The following is a 17526-nucleotide window of genomic DNA, read 5'->3' as shown; positions in this document are numbered from 1 at the left end:
CTCTATTTTTCGACACAACATGACCTCCGAATCGAAACTTCGACCCGTTACTGCCTGTCATTTATTTACTGCTTTATTTGCACGAAAAAACTTATTCCGGGCAATAAACCTCATTCATCGGCGAACAGACTATGCCGCTAGGCATGGTTCTATTGATAATTACAAATTCAGGTCGTGACCTGCCAATCGTGCCGTCCTGTTTATACAACACATAATAAACAAGTGCAGAAGCATTATTCACCATGGGTGCTATAAGCCGTTCGTAATCAGTGACGACCAGATCAAAGCCATTTTGGATATCCGCCAACTCGATTTGTTTTGGCAATTCGTCATAGGCATCGACAATAGGATTAGTCCCGTTCGGTCCCAGACACCCCTGCCAATGCACAATAACTTCATCCTTCTCTGCAAAGAGCGGGTTGGCCGGAATATGTACGGTGACGCCTTCCCACAAACGAGGTTTGGAGCAACAGTGCAATTCGACTTGTTTTCCGGCATGGGGGAATGTCGGCTCGTCGAGATTTTCGATGACGACGATCGCCACCTCTACCTCAGTCTTTCGAGCATGCTGGTCATTCACCCCATTACGGGTAACGTAGTAAACCGGTAACTTCGGATTCTGCAGGTCTGGCTGAATGTACTGCCAGGGAATCTCCACCTCGATGGGCGTGCCGGCGCCATCACTGGCTTGCACCGTGTACGTGGCAACCGGCGTCGGAATCTGCCCCCAGTACACGTCTATTTCCTCAAAGGGCTGAGGATTGTCGTAGAGCGTCAATATCGCTCGCGCCGGCAAGCCGAAATCAATACTGCGTAGCTTGTCGGGAAGATCAGACTTCTGCCCGCGAATTTCCACTTTAGCCAGGGTTTCATTGAGCAACGCCGGGGCGTGCACATGATCCTGACCGGCAATGGTCAAATTCAACGCGACAGAAATGTCGGAGGAAGGCGCAGTGTAGCTGCCATCTGCCAGACGAATGCGATAACTCACTTTGGGCCGTGACGGACCATCGCCACGCGCATGCAGCGCCGTCCACGGAACAGTGGTTTGCAGCGGGAAGTCCGTCGGATCGACCGGAATTTCTGCCAGCGTTGTTCCGTCCCAGTCGATTGCAACCCGATGGGTAGCATCCGGAAAATCATAAGGATCTATCAGTACCTGGACGCTTTCACGAGCCTGCTGCCGATCAAGCAGATTACGCGTCAATATCACGCGAGGAGGAGGCAGATTGCCTGGCAGCGGCGACAGGTCGACAAAGATTTTCGCTCGCTTGGCGTTGGGCCCGATATTGCCCGCACGATCCCTGAGCCGGTAATACATAAAACGATCACCGTGCCCCCAAGGGCGGATCTCGTCGGCATACACAGTGATCAACAGACGTTTGTCGATAATGTCCTGAGCGCTGAACTCCTGTTCGCGGATCTCGACTTCGCTGTCGGACGGATCTTCCTTGTCCGTCCAGAAATAGACGGCTCGATCGCCCGGTGCTACATCGATGTAAAACGGTACTTCGACGATGACCTGCCCGTGCTGCGTCAAATAGCTTTCTGTGATGACACCGTTCAGCTCGTCAGGAAAAATGACCGCATCGGGCTGGTTGCCGAAATTGGGCTTGTAGGTGTCGATGGTGATCTGTTTTTTTAAGGATTCCGAAGCGTTGGCCTCAGATCCGCTGGGGTAAAAGCGAATGGATACGTCATAGACCCCATGGCTTAAAAGATCTTTCGGTACGCTAAGAGTCTGCGGCTGCTGCACCGGGACATTGGATGGGTACTCGCGAAAATCCACCGGAACAAAGGCTGCGCCGCGCGTTCTGAAGCTCAGTTCCACTTTGTCGGTACGATTGGGAACCGTGGTGAAATCCACGCCTTCGAACGTGACCTGCAGAGGCTGCCCCAGCGCGCGCAGAGGAAGCAGTCCCGCAGGATCTTCCGGGTCCAGCACCGAAGGTACTTTGGGTGCTGGAATATCGGCGAGCGGCTCGCCCTGAGGAGTGATTTGATCGTTCGGCGTATTGGTGGCAGACATCGCACGTAATCCCTGACGAGTGTTGGAGCCCGCGTTGCGCACATTGTCGAACTGCGGCAGGCGTGTGTTGAATGGCTTCATTTAGCGCGCATCACTCAAAAGCGACAACTGTCAGAAATTACAGGTATTGCTACCGTTCGTCGGAGAAAATCCCGATTAGCAGGCCTACACCCGATAGACGACAGCGTTTAACCGATCGCGCCCTCGACCGTGGTTGCTGAAGCTCTCGGGAGCAAGTCCTCCGCCCACAGGGATCTGTGTCGATCACAAACCTCTGTCACACCACCGTACCTGTGGGAGCAGCTCGCGCAGACTGGCGAACAGGCAACGCATTTCCATCAGGCAGAAAAAACCCGCCGCCCCTTCAACGGGGGCGACGGGTTTTGTCGTTTCAGGCCTCGATCAGACGGTGTCCACCTTCAATGAATGATCATTCAACATGCCGCTGATGATCGTCGCCGTGTCATGTCCACCGGCAACCACGCCACCCGCTCCCGGCGTGACGCCGTAGTGGCTGGCGAGGTTGACGCCGGCCAGATCGATGGTCTGGTTCGGCGTGGCACCGGCCATGGCGCTGACATCGATGCTGGTGAGCACCGACGCGCCGCTGCCGGTGACGGTGAAGTGCAGGTAGTCATCCAGCGACGCCGTGGTGCCGTTTTCACCTTGCAGCAGTTGCGACAGGTCGAGCTTGTCGGTGCCGGGGGTGAAGTCGGTGATCAGGTCGTGGCCGCTGTTGCCTTTGAGCCACTGGAAGGTGTCGGCCCCTGCGCCGCCCGTCATCGTGTTGTTGCCCATGCCGCCGATCAGCAGGTCATCGCCGCCGCCACCGTTGAGGATGTCGTTGCCCAGGCCGCCGTTGATCACGTTGTTATTGTTGTCGCCGGTCAGGGTGTCGTTGAAGTTCGAACCGACGAGATTTTCGATAGCGGTCAGGGTGTCCGTCCCTGCGCCGACGGTGTTTTGCGCGCCGAGCAGGCCGAGGTTGACCGTCACGCCAGCCGTGGCGTGGGCGTAGCTTGCGGTGTCGATACCCGTGCCACCGTCAAGCAAGTCGTTGCCCGGGCCGCTGTAGAGCAAGTCATTACCAGCGCCGCCGTGCATTTCGTTGTTGCCCGAGCCTGCGGTGAGCACGTCATTGCCATCGCCACCGTTGAGGATGTTGTCGCCGGTGCCGGCCACCAGAATGTCATCCCCGGCAGTGCCCGTGAGGGTGTGGCCATCCTGATAAGTAATGGTCACAGCAGCGGTATCGCTGCCGCCGTGGTTGTCGTTGGCGGTGTAGGTACCGTTGAAGTCCGGGGTGATGTCGTGGGCCCCGGCGTAGTTGACCGTCATGGTCAGTTGGTAGTTTTCCGCAGCGTTGGTGTTACTGCCGCTGGTGTTGGTGATGTTGGTCACGTGGATCTGATACGTGCCGTCGGCGCTGGCGGTGATGGTGCCGCCATCGGCGATGCCGACGAACGCTCCGCCGTTGAGCGAGTACTCCATGGTGATGTGCCCGGCCGCCAGGTTGTGATCGAGGTTGAGAGTTTCGCCCTGTTTCAGTTTGACGGTGATCAGGTCTTCATCGTTGGCATTGGCGTTGGTCACCGCGCCGAGGTAACCGCTGACCACCAGCACGGCGGTCATCGCTGCAGTGTTGGCGGCAAACGCATTGCGCACATCCGCCAGGCTCTGGTTGGCGGCCGTATTCCCGGTGCCGTTGAAGGTGATCGCACCACTGCCGGTGAAGTCCGCGCCCTTCGCCACCCAACCGGTATTGAAACTGGTTGGCGTGGCGTTGAGCGTGTCGCCATTCGGATCAGTGTCGTTGGCCAGCAACAGCTCACCCGGCACCACGATGTTGCTCGACAGCACGTTAGTGATGATGTGGTCGTCCGCCGCCACCGGAGGCGCGTTGGGGATCACTTTCACCGTCAGCGTCGAGCTGGCGAGGTCGCCGTCGTTGTCGCTGAGGGTGAAACCGATGTTTTCGGTGATCACCACCGCGGTGGTTTTCTGCGAGGTGTAGCTGTAGTCACCGGTGTCGAGGTTGATCACCAGCGTGCCGCTGTTGTTGGTGGCGATGCTCAGCGTGTTGTTCACGGTGTTGAAGGTGCCATGGTTGGTGCCGCCGCTGGCGACCAGCGAGCCCTGTCCGCCATTGGCTTTTGGATCGTAGGTGTACGTGGTGCCGTCAATGACGATGGATTTGATGAAGCCGCCATCGGCGCCGAACGTACCGCCCTCTCCCAGCAACGAACCGGTAACCGGCGCGCCTTCCACGGTGCCGGACAGCACCGAGTTGAGCTGGTTGAGATCCGTCACCACCACCGCGTTGGTATTGGTGTGGGTGATGCCGTCATACGCCAGCGGATCGAGGTTGGCGTTGCTCACGCCACTGCCCAGGCCGATCGCGTAGTTCTTGATGTTGTTGGCATCGAGGAAGTTTTTCAGCGCCGCTTCGTCGGCAGCGTTGATGTCGCCCTCGTTGGGTTTGCCGTCGGAGAAGAAGTAGCCGACGTTCTGCGCCCCGGTGAGTTTGCCCGAGGTGTTGAACGCGGTCTGCATCACCGCCACGGCCGCGTCGTAGTTGGTGCCGCCACCCGCCGTGAGGCCGGCGAGAATGGTTTTCGCCGTGGCCACATCGACCCACACCGAGGTGCGGTCGGTAGCGTTGCTGCTGAAGGTAACGAGCTGCACTTTCACATCGCCAAGATCATCGTACTTGTCGAGCAAGGCACTGATCGCCTGCTTGGCCAGCGCCAGCCGCGACAAGCCGGGCACGCCAGAGGCGTCGGCCATACTGCCCGAGATGTCGAGAACGATCAGCAGGTTGGAATCGATCTCCACTGCCGCCACCGAACGATCCGACGCCACGGCTTTGGGCACGTCGTCGACGATGTTGACGACGAGGGTGCTGGTGGTGCTGTTGCCCAACGCATCGGTGGCTTTGTAGGTGAAGCTTTCGCTCAGGGTATTCGCCCCGTCGTTGGCATTCGGCGTGGTTTTCGGTGCCGAGGTCAGCGTGTAGGTGTAGGTGCCGTCAGCGTTGAGCTGGATCTGTCCGTAAGTGCCGGTGGCGCTGCCGACCAGCGTATAGGTGATCGCGCCCGTGCCGCCGGTGACCGCGCCGACCAGGGTACCGGTGGCGGTTTCGCCGGTGTTGGTCGGGTCGCTGCCGGTGACCGTGCCGGGGGCCAGATCCGCGCCGTCCTTGGTCAGGTCGAGGGCTTTTTCGTAGACCGTCACGTCCTGATCGACCGAGGCCACCAGTTTGCTGTCGGCGACATTGATGGTGATGGTCGTGGTGCTTTCGTCGCCGTCACTGTCGCGGATGGTGTAGGTGAATGTATCGGTGGCGCCGGGTGGACTCACCGAGTTCGGGTTGCTGTGGTAGACGGCGTTGCCTGCCGCATCGAGGGTCAGGTATCCGAAGGCGCCGTTGATGTTGCTGTTGAGGCCGCCGATTGCCGACGTTGCGGTGTTGCTGCCGGCGCGCACGCCCACCACGGCTCCGCCCGCCGCAGCACCATCGGCGCCGGTGACGTCGTTGCCGAGCACGCTGATGTTGACCGTGCCACCCTCCGCCACCGAGCCGGTGTCGGCTCTGGCGGTGGGGAGATCATCGATGATGTTGACGTTGATCTGGCCGCTGGCGGTGCTGCCGTCGGTGTCGGTCGCCACCACGTTGAAGTTCTCGGTGAGGCTGTTGGCACCGTTGGCGTTCGGGTGGGTTTCGTTATCCACCAATGTGTAGCTGTAGCTGACCACGCCGGTCGCCGGGTTGTAACCGGTGATGGTGAACGTGCTGCCCAGCGGCGAGACGACCGATTGCGGGAAGCCTGCGGCCACGCCGTTAGTGACCACGGCAATGCCACCGACGGTGAGGGTTTGCAGACCATCGAGGGCGGTGACGGTAAAGGTGCCGCTCTGGGTCAGGGCCGGTGCGTTGGGGCTGGTGCCGTCGCTGAGGTTTTTCTCGTAAACGGTGAGTTCGCCGCCATTGACGTCAAGGCCGTTGAGCACCACCGGATCGTCGTTGTTGTGGATGTTCAGCACCAGGTTGGCGGTGCTGGTGTCGCCGTCGGCATCGGTCAGGGTGTAGGTGAAGGTCTCGGTGCCGTTGCCACCGCCGTGCAGATTTTTGAAGTCGGCGTCGCTGGTATCCAGCGTGTAGGTGTAAGTGCCGTTGGCGTTGAGTACCAGGGTGCCGTAGGTCCCGACGATCGTGGCGGGCGTGATCGGACCGGCATTCGGACCGGTCGCGATGACATCGGCGCCTTGCACGTCATTGGTCAGCACGTTGCCGGTCAGCGTCAGTTGGCTTTCCGAGGCGGTGCTGGCGTTGCTGTCATTTACCGCTTTCGGCACGTCATCGACGATGCTGACGACGATGGTGCTGGTGACGACGTTGCCCAGCGAATCGGTGGCCTGATAGGTAAAGGTTTCGGTCAGGGTGTTGGCCCCGTCGTCGGCGTGCGGCGTGGTGGTCGCCGGCGATGTCAGGGTGTAGGTGTAGGTGCCGTTGGGGTTGAGGACGATCTGCCCATAGTTGCCGGTGGCACTGCCGACCAGCGCATAACTGATCGCACCGACGGCGCCGGTGACCGAGCCGACCAGCGTGCCGGACGCGGTTTCGCCGGTATTGCTCGGATCGCTGCCGGTGACCGTACCAGGGGCCAGATCGGCGCCGTCCTTGGTCAGGTCGAGCGCTTTTTCGTAGACGGTGACGTCGGTGTCGCTTGTCGCGTACAGCTTGCTGTTGGCGACATCGATGGTGATGGTGGTGGTGCTCTCATCACCGTCAGAATCGCGCACGGTGTAGGTGAATACGTCCACCGCGCCCGGGCCGTTCACGGTGTTCGGATTGCTGTGATAAACCGCGTTGCCGTTGGCGTCGAGGGTCAGGTAGCCGTAGGTGCCGTTGATTTGCGCGTTCAGGCCCCCGATGGCGGAAGTCGAAGTGTCGGCACCGGCGCGGACGCCCACTACTGCGCCAGTCGCGGCCGGGCCGTCAGCGCCGCCGATGTCATTGTCGAGCACGTTGCCGCTGACCGTACCGCCCTCCGCCACCGAGGCTGCGTCGGGATGAGCGCTGGGCAGGTCATCGACGATATTGACGTTGATCTGGCCGCTGGCCGTGCTGCCGTCGGTGTCCGTGGCGACGACATTGAAGTTCTCGGTAATGCTGTTGGCACCGTTGGCGTTCGGATGGGTTTCGTTGTCGACCAGGGTGTAGCTGTAGCTGACCACACCGGTGGTTGCGTTGTAACCGGTGATGGTCAACGTACTGCCGAGTGGCGTGACGATCGATTGCGGAAAGCCTGCGGCGACGCCGCCGGTCACCACGGCAATACCGCCCACGGTCAGGGTTTGCAGGCCATCGAGGGCGGTCACGGTGAAGGTGCCGCTCTGGGTCAGTGCCGGCGCATCGGGACTGGTGCCGTCACTGAGATTTTTCTCGTAAACCGTCAGTTCGCCGCCATTCACATCGAGACCGCTGATGACCACTGGATCGTCGTTGTTGTGGATCTGCAAGACGAGGTTCGCGGTGCTGGTATCGCCGTCGGAATCGGTGATGGTGTAGGTGAAGGTTTCGGTCCCGTTGCCACCGCCGTGCAGGTTTTTGAAGTCGGCGTCGTTGGTGTTCAACGTGTAGGTGTAAGTGCCGTTGGCATTGAGTTGCAAGGTGCCGTAGGTCCCGGTGAAAGTGCCGGCGGTGACCGGCCCGGTAGTTACGCGGTCGGCGCCTTGCACGTCGTTGGTCAATACGTTGCCGGTCAGTGTCAGTTGGCTTTCCGAAGCGGTGGTGGTGTTGTTGTCGTCCACGGCTTTTGGCAGGTCATCGATGATGTTCACATCGAGGGTCGCGTTGGCGGTTGTGCCGTTGTCGTCGACCACGGTGACGGCGAACTGCTCAGGCAGGTTGTTCGCGCCGTTGGCGGTTGGGTGCGCTTCGTTGTCGACCAGGGTGTAGCTGTAGCTGACCACGCCGGTTGCTGCGTTGAAACCGGTGATGGTCAGCGTGCTGCCCAGCGGTGTGGTGACTGATTGCGGGAAGCCTGCGGCGACGCCATTGGTGACGACGGCGATGCCGCCGACGGTAAGCGTGGTGACGCCATCGAGCGCGGTGATGGTGAACGTGCCGTTCTGAGTCAGCGCAGCGGAGTCCGGTGCGCTGCCGTCACTGAGATTTTTCTCGTAAACCGTCAGTTCGCCGCCATTCACATCGAGGCCGCTGATGACCACCGGATCGTCGTTGTTGTGGATCTGCAAGACGAGGTTGGCGGTGCTGGTGTCGCCGTCGGAATCGGTGATGGTGTAGGTGAAGGTTTCGGTCCCGTTGCCACCGCCGTGCAGGTTTTTGAAGTCGGCGTCGTTGGTGTTCAACGTGTAGGTGTAAGTGCCGTTGGCATTGAGTTGCAAGGTGCCGTAGGTCCCGGTGAAAGTGCCGGCGGTGACCGGCCCGGTAGTTACGCGGTCGGCGCCTTGCACGTCGTTGGTCAATACGTTGCCGGTCAGTGTCAGTTGGCTTTCCGAAGCGGTGGTGGTGTTGTTGTCGTCCACGGCTTTTGGCAGGTCATCGATGATGTTCACATCGAGGGTCGCGTTGGCGGTTGTGCCGTTGTCGTCGACCACGGTGACGGCGAACTGCTCAGGCAGGTTGTTCGCGCCGTTGGCGGTTGGGTGCGCTTCGTTGTCGACCAGGGTGTAGCTGTAGCTGACCACGCCGGTTGCTGCGTTGAAACCGGTGATGGTCAGCGTGCTGCCCAGCGGTGTGGTGACTGATTGCGGGAAGCCTGCGGCGACGCCATTGGTGACGACGGCGATGCCGCCGACGGTAAGCGTGGTGACGCCATCGAGCGCGGTGATGGTGAACGTGCCGTTCTGAGTCAGCGCAGCGGAGTCCGGTGCGCTGCCGTCGCTGAGGTTTTTCTCGTAAACCGTCAGTTCGCCGCCATTCACATCGAGACCGCTGATGACCACCGGATCGTCGTTGTTGTGGATCTGCAAGACGAGGTTGGCGGTGCTGGTGTCGCCGTCGGAATCGGTGATGGTGTAGGTGAAGGTTTCGGTCCCGTTGCCACCGCCGTGCAGGTTTTTGAAATCGGCATCGGTCGGATTCAGCGTGTAGGTGTAAGTGCCGTTGGCGTTCAGCACCAGCGTGCCGTACGTGCCGGTAAAAGTACCCGCCGTGATCGGCCCGGCATTTTCACCCGTCGGCACACGGTCGGCGCCTTGCACGTCGTTGGTCAACACGTTGCCGGTCAGCGTCAGTTGAGTTTCCGAAGCAGTGGCGGTGTTGCTGTCGTCCACGGCTTTTGGCAGGTCATCGATGATGTTTACATCGAGGGTCGCGTTGGCGGTGGTGCCGTTGTCATCAACCACGGTGACGGCGAACTGCTCAGGCAGGTTGTTCGCGCCGTTGGCGGTTGGATGCGCTTCGTTGTCGACCAAGGTGTAGCTGTAGCTGACAACACCAGTTGTGGCGTTGAAACCGGTGATGGTCAGCGTGCTGCCCAGCGGTGTGGTGACTGATTGCGGGAAGCCTGCTGCCACGCCGTTGGTGACGACGGCAATGCCGCCGACGGTCAGCGTGGTGACACCGTCCAGCGCGGTGATCGTGAAGGTACCGTTCTGAGTCAGCGCAGCGGAGTCCGGTGCGCTGCCATCGCTGAGGTTTTTCTCATAAACCGTCAGCTCACCGCCCTCGACGTTCAAGCCGTTGATGATCACCGGGTCGTCGTTGTTGTGGATCTGCAAGACGAGATTCGCGGTGCTGGTATCGCCGTCCGAATCAGTGATGGTGTAGGTGAAGGTTTCAGTACCGTTGCCACCGCCGTGCAGGTTTTTGAAATCGGCATCGGTCGGATTCAGCGTGTAGGTGTAAGTGCCGTCGGCATTCAGCACCAGCGTGCCGTAAGTGCCAGTAAAAGTACCCGCCGTGATCGGTCCGGCATTTTCACCCGTCGGCACACGGTCGGCGCCTTGCACGTCGTTGGTCAGGACGTTGCCGGTCAGTGTCAGTTGAGTTTCCGAAGCGGTGGTGGTGTTGCTGTCGTCCACGGCTTTTGGCAGGTCGTCGATGATGTTTACATCGAGGGTGGCATTGGCGGTGGTGCCGTTGTCATCGACCACAGTGACCGCGAACTGCTCAGGCAGTGTATTGGCGCCGTTGGCGGTCGGGTGCGCTTCGTTGTCGACCAGGGTGTAGCTGTAGCTGACCACGCCGGTAGTGGCGTTGAATCCGGTGATGGTCAGCGTGCTGCCCAGCGGTGTGGTGACCGATTGCGGGAAGCCTGCTGCCACGCCGTTGGTGACCACGGCAATGCCGCCCACCGTCAGGGTGGTGACACCGTCCAGTGCCGTGATGGTGAACGTGCCGTTTTGCGTCAGTGCGGTTGCATCAGGCGCGCTGCCGTCGCTGAGATTTTTCTCGTAAACCGTCAGTTCCCCGCCCTCGACGTTCAAGCCGTTGATGACCACCGGATCATCGTTGTTGTGAATCTGCAAAACCAGGTTCGCGGTGCTGGTGTCGCCGTCGGAATCGGTGATGGTGTAGGCGAAGGTTTCCGTGCCGTCGCCACCACCGTGCAAGGCTTTGAAATCCGCGTCGCTGGTGTTCAGCGTGTAGGTGTAAGTGCCGTTGGCGTTCAACACCAAAGTGCCGTAAGTCCCGGTGAACGTGCCGGGCGTAACCGGGCCGGTGGCCACACGGTCGGCGCCTTGTACATCGTTGGTCAGGACATTACCGGTCAGCGTCAGCAAGGTTTCCGAGGCTGTCGAGGTGTTGCTGTCATCCACCGCTTTCGGTACGTCGTCGGTGATGTTGACGTCGAGCGTGCCAGTGGCGCTGTCGCCGTTGCTGTCGCCGGCAATCACCGTGAACTGTTCGCTGAGGTTGTTCGTGCCGTCGCCGGCGGCATGGGTTTCGTTGCCGTTGAGGGTGTAGCTGTAAGTGACCACGCCGGTCGCCGGGTTGTATCCGGTGATGGTCAGCGTGTTGCCCAGTTGCGTGGTGATCGATTGTGGAAAGCCGACAGCCACGCCCGCGTTGATCAGGCTGATGCCGCCCACGCTCAGGCTGCTCAACCCGTCTGGCGCCGACACGGTGAAGCTGCCGCTTTGGGTCAGCGCGCCGGGATTGGCGGCCGAACCATCAGGCAGATTGGCTTCATTGAGGGTCAACTCGCCGCCGGGCACGGCAAGGCCGCTGAGGGTGACCAGATTGTTGACCGGTGGCGGTGGCACCACCGGCACGGTGTTGTCACCGTTGTCGATGACCGCGTTGTGGCGTTCTTCGGGAAACTCGGGGATACCGCCGAACCCGGCAGTCGGGAAGCCGATGATCGGATCGACCCGCCCGCCGACTTCGGTCAGTAAAACGAAACTGTGCCCGCCGCCCAATTCACCCGGCGCGCCGCCCGGTGCATTGGGGCCGGCTGCAGTGGCTTCAGCGGATTTGGTCGGGTCGTCACCGGCGGCGATGGCTTTCTGGATCTGCTCGACGTCGGTCAGTTGCGCCTCGCTCGGGGTCAGCACTTCGGGCGCGTTCACATGCGCCGCCTGATCGGCCAGCAACTGGCTGGTCATGGTCAGGCTGCTGTCGCGGCCCAGGGTCAATTCCTGGCCATTTTGCAGATGAACGGCAACGGCGCCTTCCGCCCCGGTGATCAGTTGATCGCCCGCAAACAAGCGATCCCCTTCAACCAGTGCGCGTTTTGTACCGTCGGCTGACTGAGCGAAAACCTGGCCAATGACTTTAGTAACCGTACCGATGAGCGTTGCCATGTGAAATCCTCCGCTGCCGACCACCGTCGGCACTGGTAAGCGAAGCAGCCCATGGCTCAATCGGGTTGTCGGGGGCGACGCTCGCACCCTCGACAGTTCGTTTCGCAGGTAGCACCTTACGGAAACTTCAGTGCTATCAAGCACTTCCGAACCCTGTTCAAGGCAGCACGCCCACTAACGCTACGTAACGATGGTGAATCACCCGAGTGACAAAAAAATGTCGCTCATCCGTCGCTACGCGTCCCTCCCCTTCAGCAGTACTTCGCCGTATGTCGCAAAGTGAGTGGAACTTTCCTCAAGCCTTTTTGCACTCCCTAAAGCGCATAAAACAAAGGCTTTCGTGCTGAACAATGTGCCGCTTTTTACAAAGCGCATAAGTTTTTTTCGGCATAAGCCTTATGAAAATTTTTTCTTAGCTACGCTTCAGGATGTTCTTAGCTCTGTTGTTACAAGAGTGAAACGCCTACACCTAAAAATATCGTCAAATATTTGGCGACAGTTACACACCATCAGGACTCAGGGAGATGCACCCATGCGCGTTCTAACCCCCCTCTGCAGCGCGGTTTTGCTGGCCATGGCTTGCACTTCTCAAGCCCAGGCCATGAACCTCACCGAGGCGATCCAAAGCACGATTGCGACCCACCCGGAACTGGCTTCGCGCGTGGATGCACGCCTGTCGGCTGATGAACAAGTCAAAGTTGCCAAGGGCGGCTTCTACCCGTCCGTCGATTTGAACGCCGCCTATGGTCGCGGCTACAGCGACAACACCAACACCCGGGCCTTCGGTAATCACCACACCGAGATTCTCAATTACACCCAGTCGGAGCTGCGTCTGCGGCAAATGCTCTTCGACGGTTTCAACACCGCCAACGAGGTCGAACGGACCAAAGGCGTGTCCAATTCGCGCGCGTACTACGCGCAAGGCACCGCTCAGGATCTGGCCCTGCGCACCATCGAGGTCTACCTCGAAGTGCTCAAGCGCCGCGAACTGGTGACGCTGGCCCGGAACAACCTGCAGGCGCACTTGCGCGTCAACGATCAGATCGGCCTGCGTACCGAGCGCGGCGTCGGCAGCACCGCTGACTCCGATCAGTCGGTCGCTCGTAAAGCGCTGGCACAGAACAACCTCGACACCGCCGAAGTCGATCTGGCCGATGCCGAATCAAACTTCTACAGCGTGGTCGGGCGTATGCCCGATGAGCTGGAAACCCCGGCCTCGACCCGTGGCGAGTTACCCACCTCCCTGCCGGAAGCCCAGCAGAGCATGGTCGAGAACAACCCGTATCTGAAATCCGCACAGGCCGACGTGCAATCGGCCGAGAGCCAGTACGAAGTCGCCAAGTCACCTTTCTATCCACGCTTCGACGCAGAAGCGGCGGTGGGCGCGAACAACAACGTGCAAGGCGATGAGGGTCACGACAACGAATGGCGTGTGGGTGTGGTGATGAACTACAACCTGTTCCGTGGCGGCAGCGACAAGGCACGACTGGCCTCCGATGCGCACCAGATCAATCAGGCGATGGACATCCGCAACAACGCCTTGCGTCAGTTGAACGAGAACATTCACCTGGCCTGGAACGCCATGGTCAACGCGAAAAAACAGACCCCGACCGCCCGCGAATACGCCGAAACCACCAAGCGTGTACGCGCCGCGTATCAGGATCAGTTCGGCCTTGGCCAACGCACCCTGCTCGATTTGCTCGACAGCGAAAACGAGCTCTACAACGCCAACCGCCGCTACACCGAAATCCGCTACACCGAGGAATATTCGATGTACCGCGTGCTGGCGAACATGGGCCAGTTGCTGAGCAAACAACGGGTGGTGCTGCCTGCCGATGCGATCGCCGCGACCGAAGTGAAAAACGAGGCGCGCCTGCCCGAGCTGAAATGACGTAGACCTCCTGCCGAAGGCTGCTGATTCTGATCGTTCCCACGCTCTGCGTGGGAATGCAGCCCGTGACGCTCCGCGTCACTGGACGCAGAGCGTCCCTGGAGTTATTCCCACGCAGAGCGTGGGAACGATCAGTAAGCCCAATGAAGCGGTAACAGGGGAGCGATCAATATGACCAGCATGGAACCCGGCCATTCCGGGGTCGATCCGCGGCTGAGCTTCGATGATCCGTTACTCGACGGTCTGTTGATCCTCTGCAAACTCCATGGCGCGACGGTCAGTCGCGCCAGCCTGAGTGCCGGGCTGCCCCTGAACAAACAACGCCTGAGCCTCGATCTGTTGCCCCGCGCCGCCGCCCGGGCCGGGTTGCAGGCGCGTTTGCTGCGTCGTGATCTGAAAGATATCTCGCCACTGAACCTGCCGATCCTGTTACTGCTCAACGACGGCCGCACCGCCGTGTTGCGGCGTTTTGGCGATGACGGCAAAGCCCTGATTTTGCCCAGCGAAGCCGATGGCGGCGAGCAATGGGTCAGCCGCGAAGAACTCAGCGAACACTACAGTGGCCAGGCCTTGTTCGCCCGGCCCCGCCACGAACTTGAAGACCTGCGCTCGCCCCTGGTGCCGCGAGTGCATGCGTGGTTTCGCGACACTTTGAAGCTGTCGAAATGGCTCTACAGCGACGCGATCCTTGCCAGTTTCCTGATCAACCTTCTGGGCCTGATGGTGCCGCTGTTCGTCATGCAGACCTACGACCGCGTGGTGCCGAATCAGGCCACCTCGACCCTGTGGGTGCTGTCGATCGGGCTGCTGATCGGCACCGGTTTCGAACTGGTGTTGCGGGTGGTGCGCGCGCACTTGCTGGACACCGCCGGCAAGAAAACCGATGTGATCCTATCCGCGACATTGTTCGAGCGCATCACCGGCATGTCGATGAAGGCGCGGCCGGCGACCATCGGTGGTTTCGCCCAGAGCATTCATGACTTCCAGGGCTTGCGCGAATTCCTCACGGCGGTGACCCTGACCAGTCTGATCGACCTGCCCTTCGTGGTGTTGATGCTGGTAGTGATCGGCCTGCTCGGGGGCTGGCTGGTGGTGATTCCGCTGCTGGCGTTTCCGATCACGATCATGTTTGCCATGGCCATTCAGGTGCGTCTGCGCGACACCGTGCAGAAGAGTTTGAGCCTCGGCGCCGAACGTCAGGCTTTGCTGATCGAAACCCTCGGCGGTCTGGAAACCCTCAAGGCTTGCAGCGCCGAAAGCGAGCGCCAGCACAAATGGGAAAGCACCCACGGCGCCCTCACCCGCCTCGACAGCCACGCGCGCAATCTATCGGCGCTGGCCACCAACGGCACGCTGTTCATCCAGCAGTTTTCCGGGATGGCGACGATTGTTGCCGGGGTCTACAGCATCATCGCCGGCAACCTCAGCGTCGGCGCGCTGGTGGCGACATACATGCTCGGCAGTCGCGTGCTCGCGCCGCTGGGGCAGATCGCCGGGCTCATCACCCGTTATCAGCAAGCGCAACTGACCATGAAGAGCACCGACGCGCTGATGGCTCTGCCGCAAGAGCGCGACGGCAAACAGCGGCCGCTGGAACGTACGCAACTGCAAGGCGCGCTCGACGTCAACGGCGTGACCTTTCATTACAACGGGCAGAATGCGCCAGCCCTGAGCAATGTCAGTTTCAGTCTGAAACCTGGCGAACGGGTCGGCATTATCGGTCGCAGCGGTTCCGGCAAAAGTACTTTGGCGCGGCTGGTGATGGGCTTCTATGAACCGGAAGAAGGCCAATTGCTGCTCGACGGCCTCGACCTGCGGCAACTGGACGTCGCCGACCTGCGCCAGCAGATCGGTTACGTCGCCCACGATCTGCCACTGTTGGCCGGCAGTCTGCGCGACAACCTGACCCTCGGCGCGCGCTACATCAGCGACTCACGCATGCTCGAAGTTGCCGAACTGACCGGCGTCACCGAACTCGCCCGTCAGCACCCGCAAGGCTTTGACCGCCCGGTGGGCGAGCGCGGGCAATTGCTCTCCGGCGGACAACGCCAGGCCGTGTTGCTGGCGCGAGCGTTGTTGCTCGACCCGCCGATCATGCTGCTCGACGAACCCACCAGCGCCATGGACAACAGCAGCGAAGACCAATTGCGCCAGAAGCTGCACGACTGGGTACAAGGCAAAACCCTGCTGCTGGTCACCCACCGCACCTCGATGTTGAGTCTGGTCGACCGGTTGCTGGTGCTGGACAACGGCCGGGTCGTCGCTGACGGTCCGAAAGAAGCGGTCATCGATGCACTGCGCAAGGGCCGCGTCGGCTCGGCGGCGGTTTAGGAGTTGCCCATGTCTGCTTCTTCCGGCTCTGATTCAAATGCCAAATCACGCGGCTACTTCGACAGTTTCGGCAAAAGCGCCGAGGCCGAGTTCATGCCGGAAACCGCCGGCGCCTCGTTGCAGGATTCGCCACGCTGGTCGCGGATCACCGTGTGGCTGGCAGCGGGCTTACTGATCTCGGCGCTGGTCTGGGCCAAATTCGCGGTGCTTGAAGAAGTGACCATGGGCGAAGGCAAGGCGATTCCGTCGAGCAAGGTCCAGGTGATCCAGAATCTTGAGGGCGGGATCGTCACTGAAATCTTTGTCCGCGAGGGGCAAATGGTGAACAAGGGCGACACCCTGCTGCGCCTGGATGACACGCGGTTTCGCTCGAACAAGGGCGAAAGCGAAGCGGATCGTTATGCACTGACGGCCCAGGTCGAACGGCTGTCAGCAGAAGCCGAGGGCCGGCCGTTCAAACTCTCTGATGAAGTGATCGCCAAAGCACCGCAAGTGGCAGAAGACGAGCGCTCGCTGTACGAGCAACGGCAACGGCGTCTGGCCAGCGAACAGCGCACCTTGAGCGAACAATTGCGCCAGAAGACTCAGGAACTGGCTGAATTCCGCTCCAAGCAAGGCCAGTTCAGCTCAAGCCTGGCGCTGCTGCAGCAAGAGATGAACATGTCCGAGCCATTGGTAAAAACCGGCGCGGTGTCCCCGGTGGAAATCCTCCGGCTCAAGCGTAGCGCGGTGGAAATTCGCGGCTCCTTGAACGCTACGACACTGGCGATTCCCCGGGCCGAATCGGCGATCGCCGAGATCCGCAGCAAGATCGACGAGTCCGAGCAGACCTTCCGCTCCGAGGCCGCCAAAGAGCTGAATGAGAAACGCACGGACCTGTCGAAAATCACTGCCAGCAGCATCGCCATCGACGACCGCGTCAGCCGCACCACGGTGACGTCGCCGGTACACGGGGTGATCAAGCAACTCAAGGTCAACACCATCGGCGGCGTGGTCCAGCCGGGCAGCGACATGGTCGAAATCGTGCCGCTTGAAGACAACCTGCTGATCGAGGCCAAGGTGCGCCCGCAGGATGTGGCGTTCCTGCATCCGGGCCAGAAAGCCATGGTCAAGTTCAGTGCTTACGACTACACGATTTACGGCGGGTTGAGTGCCAAGCTTGAGTTGATCGGTGCGGACACGATTACCGATGACAAGGGCAACAGCTTCTATCTGATTCAGGTGAGAACCGATAAAAACCATTTGGGCGGGGATGTGAAACCGCTGCTGATCATTCCGGGAATGGTAGCGACGGTGGACATTATTACCGGGGAGAAAAGTGTGCTGGATTATCTGCTGAAACCGGTGCTGAAGGCGCGGACCGAGGCGATGCGTGAACGGTAGCGATATCCGGATTTTGCGGTGAATTGACTGGCCTCATCGCTGGCAAGCCAGCTCCCACAGTATCCGGGTCAAACACAAAATCTGTGAACACCTCAGAACCTGTGGGAGCTGGCTT

5 protein-coding genes are annotated in these 17526 nt (G+C 60.3%); 3 read left to right on the top strand and 2 right to left on the bottom strand.

Going from position 1 to position 17526, the window contains the following annotated elements:
- Window positions 1-91: 91 nt before the first annotated feature.
- On the bottom strand, window positions 92-2110 hold the full coding sequence (locus KI231_RS07730; protein WP_213027892.1) for a hypothetical protein: 2019 nt from the start codon (window positions 2108-2110) through the stop codon (window positions 92-94).
- A gap of 321 nt (window positions 2111-2431) precedes the next feature.
- Window positions 2432-11806 carry a retention module-containing protein gene (locus tag KI231_RS07725; RefSeq protein WP_213027891.1) on the bottom strand — a complete coding sequence of 3125 codons (9375 nt, stop codon included), beginning with the start codon at window positions 11804-11806 and terminating at the stop codon, window positions 2432-2434.
- A 532-nt stretch (window positions 11807-12338) separates the two neighbouring features.
- Between KI231_RS07725 and KI231_RS07720 the strand changes: the two genes are divergently transcribed.
- From KI231_RS07720 to KI231_RS07710, 3 genes are all read left to right on the top strand, one after another.
- Window positions 12339-13697, top strand: a complete 1359-nt coding sequence (locus tag KI231_RS07720; protein ID WP_038363705.1) for a TolC family outer membrane protein — start codon at window positions 12339-12341, stop codon at window positions 13695-13697.
- A 171-nt stretch (window positions 13698-13868) separates the two neighbouring features.
- Window positions 13869-16028 carry a type I secretion system permease/ATPase gene (locus tag KI231_RS07715; RefSeq protein ID WP_213027890.1) on the top strand — a complete coding sequence of 720 codons (2160 nt, stop codon included), beginning with the start codon at window positions 13869-13871 and terminating at the stop codon, window positions 16026-16028.
- A 9-nt stretch (window positions 16029-16037) separates the two neighbouring features.
- On the top strand, window positions 16038-17411 hold the full coding sequence (locus tag KI231_RS07710; protein WP_213027889.1) for an HlyD family type I secretion periplasmic adaptor subunit: 1374 nt from the start codon (window positions 16038-16040) through the stop codon (window positions 17409-17411).
- Window positions 17412-17526: the final 115 nt, after the last annotated feature.

Origin of the sequence: Pseudomonas sp. Seg1 (assembly GCF_018326005.1) — a bacterium.
GTDB lineage: Bacteria > Pseudomonadota > Gammaproteobacteria > Pseudomonadales > Pseudomonadaceae > Aquipseudomonas.
Note: the sequence above shows the minus strand (reverse complement) of the source record. Positions and strands in the feature narration are given on the sequence as shown.